This window comes from Rahnella sp. NRRL B-41462, assembly GCF_003263525.1.
GTDB lineage: Bacteria > Pseudomonadota > Gammaproteobacteria > Enterobacterales > Enterobacteriaceae > Rahnella > Rahnella aceris.
Genome location: NZ_JYDF01000123.1, coordinates 1 through 11,333 on the forward strand (window position 1 = coordinate 1; position 11,333 = coordinate 11,333).

10 protein-coding genes are annotated in these 11,333 nt (G+C 53.8%); 3 read left to right on the forward strand and 7 right to left on the reverse strand.

Features of this window, described 5'->3' with window-relative positions; genetic code table 11:
• Positions 1–132: 132 nt before the first annotated feature.
• Positions 133–1,485, reverse strand: coding sequence for an MFS transporter (locus UC14_RS23445; protein WP_112198531.1), 1,353 nt, complete (start codon positions 1,483–1,485; stop codon positions 133–135).
• 175 nt (positions 1,486–1,660) lie between these two features.
• Positions 1,661–2,644: a LacI family DNA-binding transcriptional regulator gene (locus tag UC14_RS23450; RefSeq protein WP_013574640.1), complete on the reverse strand. Its 984-nt coding sequence runs from the start codon at positions 2,642–2,644 to the stop codon at positions 1,661–1,663.
• Between the two features lie 205 nt (positions 2,645–2,849).
• On the opposite strand from UC14_RS23450, the gene idnO reads away from it, so the two are divergent.
• On the forward strand, positions 2,850–3,614 hold the full coding sequence (gene idnO / locus UC14_RS23455) for a gluconate 5-dehydrogenase (protein WP_013574641.1): 765 nt from the start codon (positions 2,850–2,852) through the stop codon (positions 3,612–3,614).
• Positions 3,615–3,622: 8 nt separating this feature from the next.
• A complete protein-coding gene (locus UC14_RS23460) occupies positions 3,623–4,366 on the forward strand; it encodes an SDR family oxidoreductase (protein WP_013574642.1) in 744 nt (247 codons plus the stop codon).
• A gap of 60 nt (positions 4,367–4,426) precedes the next feature.
• Here UC14_RS23460 and UC14_RS23465 read toward each other — a convergent pair whose 3' ends face one another.
• From UC14_RS23465 to UC14_RS23475, 3 genes are read right to left on the reverse strand one after another with little or no spacing between them, the layout of a single operon-like run.
• Positions 4,427–5,830: a cytochrome c gene (locus UC14_RS23465; RefSeq protein WP_112198532.1), complete on the reverse strand. Its 1,404-nt coding sequence runs from the start codon at positions 5,828–5,830 to the stop codon at positions 4,427–4,429.
• Complete coding sequence (locus UC14_RS23470) at positions 5,827–7,482, reverse strand: GMC family oxidoreductase (protein ID WP_112151188.1); 1,656 nt, start codon at positions 7,480–7,482, stop codon at positions 5,827–5,829. The genes UC14_RS23465 and UC14_RS23470 overlap by 4 nt, the downstream gene beginning before the upstream one ends.
• Positions 7,482–8,099, reverse strand: a complete 618-nt coding sequence (locus UC14_RS23475) for a sorbitol dehydrogenase family protein (RefSeq protein ID WP_037036152.1) — start codon at positions 8,097–8,099, stop codon at positions 7,482–7,484. The genes UC14_RS23470 and UC14_RS23475 overlap by 1 nt, the downstream gene beginning before the upstream one ends.
• 676 nt (positions 8,100–8,775) lie before the next feature.
• Here UC14_RS23475 and UC14_RS23480 point away from each other — a divergent pair.
• Positions 8,776–9,120, forward strand: coding sequence for a YejG family protein (locus tag UC14_RS23480; protein WP_015689537.1), 345 nt, complete (start codon positions 8,776–8,778; stop codon positions 9,118–9,120).
• Positions 9,121–9,163: 43 nt separating this feature from the next.
• Here the strand turns inward: UC14_RS23480 and yejF are convergent, their stop codons facing one another.
• Positions 9,164–10,786 (reverse strand): microcin C ABC transporter ATP-binding protein YejF, encoded by a 1,623-nt coding sequence (yejF, locus tag UC14_RS23485; protein ID WP_112198533.1) that lies wholly within the window; start codon positions 10,784–10,786, stop codon positions 9,164–9,166.
• 1 nt (position 10,787) lies between these two features.
• A partial coding sequence (locus tag UC14_RS23490) for an ABC transporter permease subunit (protein WP_157962149.1) occupies positions 10,788–11,333 on the reverse strand: 546 nt, incomplete at its 5' end.

Here is an 11,333-nt window from a genome sequence, read left to right on the forward strand (position 1 = left end):
GGTTGGGGTGGGTGTGATTAAGGTCAAAATCAGAAAGCTAACGTTTTCTTTAACAAGGGGTTAGCCTTTAAAACCCCCTCCCAACCTCCCCCTTCGCAGGGGGAGGAGCTAAACCAGCACCGTTTTGGATCATTAAACCACTTCTGCTTTCACTCCCTGAACCCTGCGCGCGGCTTTGGCACGGGCGTATTCATCCGCCATGGCTTTGGCTTTCGCACCCGGCACCAGCGCCATGTCGCACTCTTTTGGCAGCAGGGTGGTGACCGCCGCAGCAATCAGCAATGAGGCTACCAGCGCATAAATCGCGGTGCTCTGGCCGTACAGACTGACCAGCACGCCGACCAGATAGGGTCCGCAGAACCCGCCAAGATTCCCCAGACCGTTAATCACACCGCGTGCGCTCCCCGCGACTTCCGGCGTGGTGACTTTGCCCGGAATGGTCCAGAAGGCACTGGTCGCGGCTTGCAGGAAGAAACCGGCACCGACCAGGAAACCGTAGGCCGCCATGATGTTATGACCGAATGCCACAGACGCTGCCAGACAGGCGGCAAAGCCACACAGCGGCAGGGCGATGAACATACGGCGCTTACCGGTTTTATCCGACAGTACCGACATTGCCAGGATCCCCAGCATGGTGCCGACGTAAGGAATAATCGCCAGCATACCCACCGAACTCATGTCACCGCCGGTCAGGTTTTTCAGGATGGTCGGCAGCCACAAGGTATAGCCGTAAATCCCGGTCTGATAGAAGAAGTTAATGATGATCAGTTTGACGATAGACTTGTTACGGAACACCTCTTTCAGCGGCGCATTGTTTACCGGCGCCAGGGCTTTCAGGGCTTCGCGTTCGCGGTTCAGTTCCGTCACCAGATAGTCGCGTTCACGCTCTGACAGCCATTTCGCTTCTTCCGGACGGTCGCTGATGGTGAACCACCAGAAAAGCATCACCACGAAAGATAATGCCCCTTCGATGATGAACAACCAGCGCCAGTCGAGCGTATCAAGAATCAAACCGGACAACGGCGCGGTGATCATCCCGCCGAGCGGCGCGAACATCAGCACGTAAGCATTGGCGCGGCCACGTTCTTTATCAGGGAACCAGTTGCTGACCATCGTCAGCACCACCGGCAGCATCCCGCCTTCTGCCACACCCAGCGCAAAGCGCAGGAACAACAGCTGATACTGATTGGTGATAAAGCCGGTCAGGATGGAGATCACCGCCCAGGCAATCAATGAGCAGGCAATGAATTTCCGTCCGCTGCCGTGTACCGCCAGGCTGCCGCCCGGCACCTGCAGGAATAAATAGCCGATAAAGAAGATACCGGCGGCCAGACCGGCCATTGAAGCGGTAATCCCTAATTCCGCGTCCATCCCGCCGGGCATGGCGAAACTAATATTGACCCTGTCCATGAAGGAAATAATGCAAGCGATAAGGATTGGCGTTATTACTCGAAGCCAGCGAGCCTTAGGAATCTTATTATCCATATTCTTTCCTCTGTGTGCCTGTAACCGGTGATGGCTTAATAAAAGCATTTTGAGGAAAGTATTTCGTGACAGGAGTCACGTTGAATTATGTTAAGAAAAGGTGTTACCACTTACGTGATCCTGCACCGGAGTTGGCGTGCAGGACGAAGGGGGAGAAATGGACGGGAAAGGAGGATTAAATGGTGCCGCCGAGGGAAATACGGTAATGCAAATCCACCCTTTCGATCGTCGGCAGGTTCCTGATTTTTTTGAGCAATATCTCTGCCACCACTTTCCCCATCTCAAAGCGCGGGGTGATCACGCTGGCTAATAATGGTGTAGTGGCGAGGCCGATATCCAGCCCGTGGAAACCGGAAATTGCCATATCCTGCGGGACGCGGATCCCTTGTTTGATACATTCTTGTAACACGCCGACGGCAATATCGTCATTGGTACACAAAATAGCGTTGGTCTGCGGATATAACTGACGCGCCATGGCCAGCATGCCCGCACCGATAGATACCGACGACACTTTATTAGGCGTGATATGCACCGGCGTCAGCCCGCGTTCATCCATTGCGCGGCTGTAACCCTGATAACGCTTCTGGTCGCGGGCATCTGACATCGAACCGAAATACACCACATGTTCTTTGCCGCTGGCGAGCAACGTATTCGCCATATCGTAACCGGCCTGCTGGTTATCAAAACCGACGGCAATCCGCCCGTGCGGATCGTCGAGATCCATCACCTGCGCAACAGGAATTTCTGCGGCATTCAGATACTTATCGGCTTTCAGGGTATGCACGGAATCCGTGAGGATCAGTCCGGCAAGCTGATAACCGAGCAGATTAATGATGTGTTCTTCCTCGCGCTCTTTGCTGTAATCGTAATTGACGACCAGCGTCTGAAAGCCCTGCGCGGAAGTGACCGACTCAATGCCCGCCAGTAAGTCGGAGAAAATCTGGTTGTTAAATGACGGCACTAAAATGCCGATACGCGGCGCTTTGGCCGGTCCGCGGGCTTCTTCCAGCGGATATCCCACTTCTTCCATCACCTTCGTGATGCGTTCGCGGGTTTCAGGAGACACCTTTTCCGGCGTGCGCAGAAAACGGCTCACCGTCATCTTCGTGACATCCGCCAGTTGGGCGATGTCCTGTAGTGTCACACGCTGGTTTCTCATGCGGAGTTTTCCTGATTGGGCCTGCAAATATACCTTGTTATTGAAACAGAAAGCGCCGGAGATTGTTATCAAAATGATGATGATCACACCCGGAGTAACAGGGTTTTTTAACATTCCATCAGGTGATCTGCATCACAGTTTAGCGCGGGGTAAACCGGTGTAGTGAAGCTAATTTTTTAAATCAGCGTTCAATAAGGCCAACGTCATGACAAATCTCTTCTCACTGGACAATAAAAAGATTCTGATTACCGGCTCGACGCGCGGTCTGGGTTTCCTGCTGGCGAAAGGGCTGGCGCAGCATGGCGCGGAAATTATCGTTAACGGTACACAACAGGAATCCACGCAAAAAGCGGCCGAAGCCCTGCGTGCAGAAGGCTTTATCGCCCATGCCGTGTCGTTTGATGTCACTCGCAGTCAGGCGGTGAATCAGGCGATTGACCATATCGAAAGCACCATCGGGCCGATTGATGTGCTGGTGAATAACGCCGGTATCCAGCGCCGCCATAAATTCACCGAGTTTCCGGAAAAAGACTGGGACGACGTGATTGCCGTAAACCAGAAATCTGTGTTCCTGGTATCGCAGGCGGTGGCGCGTTACATGATCCAACGTGAGCGCGGCAAAATTATCAATATCGGTTCCATGCAAAGCGAGCTGGGCCGCGACACCATCACGCCGTATGCCGCCTCAAAAGGGGCAGTAAAAATGCTGACCCGTGGCATGTGCGTTGAACTGGCACGTTACAATATTCAGGTGAACGGCATCGCGCCGGGCTATTTCAAAACTGACATGACCCAGGCGCTGGTCGATAACAAAGAGTTCTCCGAATGGCTGTGTAAACGCACGCCGGCTGCACGCTGGGGCAATCCTGAAGAGCTGGTGGGCGGCGCAGTGTACTTATCTTCAAAGGCGTCAGATTTTGTGAATGGTCATCTTTTATTTATCGATGGCGGCATGTTAGCTGCGGTATAGGAGGCTCAATGAACAAAATCGCATTAATCACTGGCGGGGGCAGCGGTATCGGTCTGAGCGCTGCGAAAGCGCTGGAAGCGACTGGATTTACCGTGATTCTGGCCGGACGAAACAAAGAAAAGCTGGAGCGGGCCGTTGCGCTGTTTGCGCCGGGACAGGCGGTGGCGCGCCAGCTGGATGTGACCAGCCCGCAGTCAGTCGCCGCGCTGTTTCAGGATATTCACGAAACCTTCGGACGTCTGGATTTGCTGTTCAATAACGCCGGTAATAACGTGAAGGATGTGCCGATCGAACAACTGCCGGTGGAAGACTGGCTGTCGGTGATCAATACCAATCTCACCGGCGCTTTTTTGTGTACGCAGGCGGCGGTAAAACTGATGAAACAACAAACGCCGCAAGGCGGACGTATCATCAACAACGGTTCGATTTCGGCGCAGTCGCCGCGCCCGAATTCTGCGCCGTACACCGCCAGCAAGCACGCGATTACCGGACTGACCAAATCCACCGCGCTCGATGGTCGCGCGTTCAACATTGCCTGCGGGCAAATCGATGTCGGCAATGCGGCGACGGATATGGGCAATAAAGCGCTGGCAGGCAGAATGCAGGCGGACGGACATATCGCTGAGGAACCGGTGATCCCGGTGGAGCGCGTCGGTGAGGCGGTGGCGTTTATGGCCGGTTTACCGCTCGACACTAACGTGCTGACCATGACCGTAATGGCGAGCGCCATGCCGCTGGTCGGGCGCGGTTAGTTTTCAGATCCGCATATAAAAAACGGCCCAAACAGGGCGTTTTGCATTTCAGTGTACGGATTACGCTGCTTTGGTTTTGCGTTTCCGGCCAAGCCAGAAAATCAGCACCAGCAGAACAATCACGCCAGCCACCATTGCAGGAGCCATAAACGGTTGCAGTTTCGCCAGTAATGTCACCGGACCGCCTGCGCGTAACACCGCGACATCATGTGCGCTGACCTGAATGGCCGCATTGCCGTAGTTTTTCAGCACGTAGTTGGAGATGTCAGCAATCTGCTGATCATCTAACTGACCGACATACGAGCCCACGCCAAATTTCGGCATCAGTACGTGATGGTCGCCGACCTGTCGATCCACGCCGTAAAGAATGGCGGAAATCAGGTTAGACGCATTACCCATGCCGGTGGCGGTATTGTTGAACAGCGACGGATATGCCTGATTTTCGCTGCCAGAACCGTCCGGCTGGTGGCAACTGGCGCAATAACCGCTGAACAGTGCCGCACCGTTGTCGATGGTTTTGTTCGCATTAAACGGGTGCGCGCCGCGTAAACCTTCTTCCACGTTCACCGGTTTACCGAAGGTGTCCGCCGCCTGCGTATCACGCGGGTCACGCACCGGCGTGCTGTTTTTCAGGTAGAAAGCAATCGCGTTCAGGTCACTGTCAGACATGTATTGCAGACTGTTTTGAACCGCTTCCGCCATACCGCCCGCTGCCTGGTTTTTCCCGGCGGTGCGGCCCGTTTTCAGGTATTCCACCAGCTGAGGTTGCGACCAGTTACCAATACCACTGACCGGATCCGAGCTGATATTCGGGGCATACCACGGGCCGACCATGCCGCCTGCCAGCGGTTTATCGGTCACAGAACCCATCATCAGGTTACGTGGCGTATGACAGGTATCACAGTGACCGGCACCGTTGACCAGATACGCACCGCGGTTCCATTGTTCACTTTTCGACGGATCCGGCTTAAACGGCGTGCTGTCGAGATACATCATGTTCCAGCCCGCCATCGCAATACGCATGTTGAACGGGAACGGCAGGGCAGTTTCAACATTCGGTTGTTCGACCGGCTTCACACCCTCTTTGAAATAGACATACAGCGCATGCATGTCGGCATCGCTCATATGACTGTAGGAAGTGTAAGGCATGGCCGGATACAGATTGGCACCGTCAGGGCGAACGCCTTCCCGCACCGCGCGGGTGAACTGTGCTTCGGTGTAATTACCGATACCGAACTGTTTCGACGGTGTGATGTTGGTGGTGTAAATCGTGCCCATCGGTGAATGGATTTCATAGCCACCGGCAAACGTTTTACCGCCTTCCGGGGCAGTATGGCAGGCCTGACAGTCGGCGGCTGTCGCCACTTCTTGCCCCTGACGGATCAGTTCAGCCTGATTGTCCGCAGCGAAGGCGAATCCGCTTAGCGATGCGCTCAGCAGGCAGGCGGTGAGAAGTTTCTTCATGCGGCACCTGCCAGTTTTTTCGCCATATCATCGGCGGCTTTCAGGCCGAGTGCGGCCATAGTCAGCGTACTGTTCACCACGCTGGAGGACGGGATCGCGCCGCCGCCCGGCAACCACAGGTTAGCGTGGTCGTGTGCGCGGCATTCGCCGTTGACTACAGAATCTTTCGGATCACTGCCCATGATGGTGCCGCCCATGATGTGGTTGTTGGCGTTCAGGCTGGTGGTGATATTGAATTCTTCTGCCATGAACAGGGAACCGATGTGCTCAAGCTGCTTGTGAGCCGCTTCCGCGCCTTTGCGCACGTAATCCCCGACATCGTAGTGAATATCCGGGCACGGCAAACCGTGTGGATCTTTACGGGTGGTGCTGAGTGTCAGGCGGTTATTCGGATCCGGCAGCGGTTCCAGGCTGATGGACAAATCCACGCCAAAGATGGAACGGCGGCGGATTTCTTCATCCAGCTCTTTGCCCACCAGCCCCATCTGCAACGCTTTAGAGGTCGCAGGGATCACGCGGCTGATGTTGTTGAGGATCATTTTGTTGGCAGAATAGTCTTTGCGGAAATCGCCATCGCGCGGGCCGACCAGACAACTGCTCTGCGCCGGACCACGACCGATCCACAGCGGCTCTTTGGCGATAAACGTGCAGTGGAAACCGGAGTGATCCATCATGTTACGACCAACATGATCAGACGAATTGGCGATACCGTTTGGATTTTTTTCGTTAGCGGCCATCAGCAACAGGCGTGGCGTCTCGATGCCGTTACAGGCCAGCGCGAACACTTTACCGGTCGCTTTATGCGATTTCTTCTGATTATCCAGCCAGTGAACGGCGGTCACATTGTTGTTTTCATCCGTGTCAATTTTGTAGACCACCGCTTCAGCCAGTACCACGGCACCTTTGTTCTCAGCGCGTTCGACGTGCGCAATTCCGTTATACATCGCACCAATCGGGCAGATTGGCTGGCAGTTGTTGTTGCCACAACAGGTCGGGCGGCCATTCCACGGACGCGTACTGCGACCCTGCGGAATTGGCACGGAACGGTATCCGTGCGGGTTGACGATTTCAGCAAAACGGGTGTCGCCGTAACCGTAAGGCACCTGTTCCATCGGATAGGGTTTGCTACGCTCAGAAGGCGACTGCAACTCAGGGTCATTCGGACCGGCTACGCCGATTTCTTCTTCAGCACGGCAGTAATAAGGTTCGAGTTCATCATAGGAAATTGGCCAGTCGCGGCCCACGCCGTACAACGTTTTCATTTTGAAATCGTTGGGAACGTGACGCCAGCAGGATGCTGCCCAGTGCCAGGTGGTGCCGCCGACGGTGCGCAGATAACCTTGTTTGAAGCTGCTGGCGCTCGGCCCGGTCAGATGGACGTAGTTATTTTCCGGGAAGTACAGCGGTGCGGGGGCTTTTTCAGACTGCGGGTAAAGCCCCTGGAAGTCAGAGCCAGCGCGGTTTTCGAAAGGCATGTTGCGCCAGTTTTCAACGGCCTGCGCGCGCTCAATGCGCAAACCTGCTTCCAGCACCAGAACGGAATATCCCTGGCTGACCAGCTGATCGGCAATCATGCCGCCCACGATACCGGAACCGACAACAATCACATCAGCAGACGCATCGCCGTCTGCCGTAAATTCTGGTTTTTTCATCAGGCTTTGCTCACAACATGTGTTTCAGAAGGATTAGTAAAACGATCAGCATTCATGGATTCAGGCATCGCAGCGGCGGGAGGTGCGGCGGTGAAGTACAGCGGACCGTTTCCGCAGTAAGTGGGCACAATCAGGCCGTCACTGACCGGGCGATACATCAGCGCATCTTTGTATGCAATTAAAATGGAATCGGTTCCATGTCCAACCGTGCCAGTATACCAGGCGGTGACGATGCGGGTCACCAGTTCACCCAAACCGTTTTGCTTTGCCACTTCCTGCAAATCCTTCGCTGCCTGACCGGGTTTCACCAGCGCGTGTAGTTTGCTGACCTGCGCAGGGAAGTCGGGTTGTGAGCGATAGAATGCGTTGAAAATCTGTGCGGAAGAGCCTTCGCTGATATTTTTATGTTCAGTGATAGCCTGCGATACCAGGTAGAACTGGCCGAAGATAACCGGATCCTGCGTGGCGGTTTCTTTCTCCGCCTGGCTCAGGAACGGGAAGCCGAGCAGGGTAGTTGCCACCATCGCAGACGTCAGGCCTTTGAGGAGTTCACGACGACTGAAACCGGTTCCATTTTCGGGTGTGTTGCTTCCAATGATTGAAGGATCGTTTTCCATCTCTTTCTCTCTGGGAATGGGTTTTTGCCAAAAGGCAGGGAGTTCGCTGTCTGATTCTTATTATAATTTGCGTAATACGAGATTTATCAGCGGGTTAGTTTTGCCGATGTCTGTCCCGATAGGGTATACCACTTATAACGATGCGGATGATAAGCCAGAGAAGAGGGATTTGTGCAAACAAATTGTGCGGATTTATTAACATTAGATCCAGATTTTAACGTATGATGCGCGACGATAAAAAATGTAACCAACAGGTTCATTTCAAAATGAAATTAACCGATACCGCATCATTCTTAACTCCTCTGACTTAACTATCCTGTTGATAATAATCATTTTAGTGCGGAATTAGTCATGTTTACGTAGTTTGATTTGTATATTAAATGTAAAAAAATAAGTATCGAAAGGTAGCGACAATTGATTAAAGTGGTTGTTAATAAAGGCGTAAAAGGTTACAAATAAGCCAAAATGAGATCTGCCTCTCAATATGGTCGGGAGCAGACATAAAATTAGCAACAGTCTGTCAATTTGTATCCTATTACGTTAATTCAATGTTAATAATTTGAACGAAGAGTAGGCAAAGAGCAGCCTGTCGGCTATAACTTAAGCAGTGTGGTTGTAGCTATTTTGTAAAAACAGCGTGTAAATAATTTGCATGTATCATTGTCTGGGGAACGACGTGAATAATATCCAACTTTCGGTAGTACATCGTTTGCCGCAAAGTTATCGCTGGTTGTCAGGTTTTGCGGGTATCAAAGTTGAACCGATTCCGCTGCCTGGTAATGATGAAGATAACAACCTGATCGGCCTGAAACTGCTCAGCCATGAGGGCGAATTCGCCTGGCAGGTGATGCATCAGCTCACTGATGCATTAGAAGATATTCAGGTAAAAGCGGCGATTGTCGAAATCGACGGTGAGCCGTGTTTATTCGTTCATCGTGAAGATGAAAGTGCCACGCTCTGTTGCCTGAAAAATATCGGTGCAGCGATCGCGGAATCTGTAACCGCACTTTATCCTTTCTGACACGCCGCAATCCCGAGGCATTCCGGCGTGTTTTGCCTGCGTCTCAGCGCTGGTGGGTGTCGAAAGCATCTGACGCGGCCAGTAATTCGCGGGTATAAGCCTGCTGCGGTGCAGTAAAAATCTGCTCACACTCTCCCTGTTCGACCACTTCTCCGTTTCGCAACACCATCAGCTGATGGCACAAAGCCCGCACCACGTGTAAATCATGACTGATAAACAGATATGTCAGGCCGTGACGTTGCTGTAACTCACTTAAAATGGTCAGAATCTGCGCCTGAACCGATTTATCCAGCGACGACGTAGGTTCATCCAGGATCAGCATTTCCGGTTGTAAAATTAACGCACGGGCGATCGCGATACGCTGGCGCTGGCCGCCAGAAAACTCCGTCGGGTAGCGGTGGCGGGATTGCGGATCCAACCCCACTTCCTGCATTGCGCGGATCACTGCTTTATCGCGCGCCTGTTCACTGACGTTGCGATGCACCAGCAGACCTTCAGCGATGATTTGCCCGACGGTAAAGCGCGGATTTAACGCAGAGAAAGGATCCTGAAACACCACCTGAATCCGGCTGCGGAACGGCAGCATTTTCTTACGCGAGAAAGCATGCAGTGGCTGGCCGTCAAACCAGATTTCCCCTTGCGATTTGAGCAAACGCAGCAATGCCAGCCCGGTGGTGCTTTTGCCTGAACCGGACTCGCCCACCACACCGAGACTTTCTCCCCGGCGAAGCTGGAAACTGACCTGGTTCACCGCGTGTTTGATGCCGACCGTGCGACGCAGCAGGCCGCGTTTGACGGGAAAACCGACATCCAGATTTTTCACATCCAGCAGAACAGGCGGTTTACCGGTCAGCGGCTGCGGGCGACCCTGTGGTTCGGCTTGTAACAGCTGGCGGGTATAAGGGTGCAGAGGCTGACTGAAAAGTGCGGTACGTGATTGCTGCTCCACGACGCGCCCGTGTTGCATGACTGCTACGGTGTCTGCCAGACGGCGCACTATGCGCAGGTTATGGGTGATAAACAGCATCGCCATCCCCATTTCCTGCTTGAGCTCGTCGAGCAGCGATAAAATCTGCGCCTGCACGGAGACGTCCAGCGCGGTGGTTGGTTCATCGGCAATCAGCAGCTTTGGCCTGGTTAGCACCGCCATGGCAATCATCACGCGCTGGCGTTCACCGCCGGAAAGCTGGTGTGGAAAATCCCGCAGGCGTGAGGCGGCCTGACGAATACCCACGCGATCCAGACAGCGAAGAATTTCAGTGCGTGCTGCATCACCGTGAAGATTACGGTGCAGCGTCAGCACTTCAGTCAGCTGTTTTTCGATGGTATGCAGCGGATTTAGCGACACCATCGGTTCCTGAAATATCATCGAAATCTGGTTGCCGCGGATCTGGCGCAATGTGCTGGCATCTGCGTTCAGTAAGGATTGTCCGGCAAACAGAATATCGCCCTGCGGATAGACCACGGAAGAGGGCAGCAGACGCAACACTGACAGCGCAGTGACGCTTTTGCCGGAGCCGGATTCACCCACCAGCGCCAGGGTTTCACCGGCACGGATATCGAGCGATACATTGCTGACCACTTCACGTTGCTGTTTTCCCTGACGGAATGCGACGCTGAGATTTTTGATTTGCAGTAACGGGGCGGATAACGCAGCGTCTGTCATTTCAGAGCACCTCATTATGGTGTGCGGACGGATTGAAGGCATCGCGAACGGCTTCACCAATGAAAATCAATAATGACAGCAGCGCGGCCAGCACCACGAAAGCGCTGATCCCCAGCCACGGCGCCTGCAAATTATTCTTCCCTTCCATCAGCAGTGTACCCAGCGATGGCGAGCCCAGCGGCAGGCCGAAACCGAGAAAATCCAGTGACGTCAGTGTGGTGATCGAGCCGCATAGGATAAACGGCAGATAGGTCAGCGTGGCGACCATCGCATTAGGCAGCATATGACGCCACATGATAGCGCGGTCGCTGACGCCCATCGCCTGCGCGGCGCGGATATAATCAAAGTTACGGGTACGCAGGAATTCGGCGCGCACCACGCTCACCAGCATCATCCAGCCAGAAAGCACGGTGATCAACAGCAGCCACCAGAAGTTGGGTTGCACCACGCTGGCCAGAATAATAATCAGGAACAGCGTCGGAATGCTCGACCACACTTCGATAAAGCGCTGCCCGAGCAAATCGATTAATCCGCCGTAATAGCCCTG